A 575-nucleotide genomic window follows, 5' to 3' on the forward strand; every position below is an offset into this window, starting at 1 on the left:
AATACGCGTTTTAGTCAATTGTATTTATTTAAAGCTACTAAGCTTGGTGATGATTGGGATACTATAGAAAGTTTATCAGTTAACAGTCAAAACTATTCTGTTAAAAACCCAGCGGTTAGTGCAGATGGTAAAACAATATATTTCGCATCAAACAAACCAGGTGGTTATGGAGACTTTGATATCTACAAAGCTGAAATCAATAACGATGGTACTTTAGGTGAGGCTGTAAATTTAGGTCAGAAAATAAATACTGAAGGACAAGAAATGTTTCCATACGTAAGCAGTACAAATACACTTTATTTTTCTTCTAACGGTCACTTAGGATTAGGTGGTTTGGATGTATTTTACACAAAAGAGATTGATGGTAAGATTGCACCAATTAGAAATGTTGGTATCCCAATTAATAGTAATGCAGATGATTTTGCGTTTATCATTGATGAAGAAGCTGGCGAAGGCTTTGTGTCTTCTAACAGAGAAGGTGGAAAAGGAAGTGATGATATTTATACGTTCAAAAAATTACAACCTTTGTGTGATGTGTTGATTACAGCTACTGTTTTAGATGATAAAACAAGAGA

At 33.6% G+C, this 575-nt stretch carries 1 pseudogene; it reads left to right on the forward strand.

The features are described 5' to 3' along the window. A pseudogene (locus tag Q0807_RS18855) lies at positions 1 to 575 on the forward strand (cell envelope biogenesis protein OmpA); the annotation flags it as partial.

Origin of the sequence: uncultured Winogradskyella sp. (assembly GCF_947495255.1) — a bacterium.
Lineage (GTDB): Bacteria > Bacteroidota > Bacteroidia > Flavobacteriales > Flavobacteriaceae > Winogradskyella.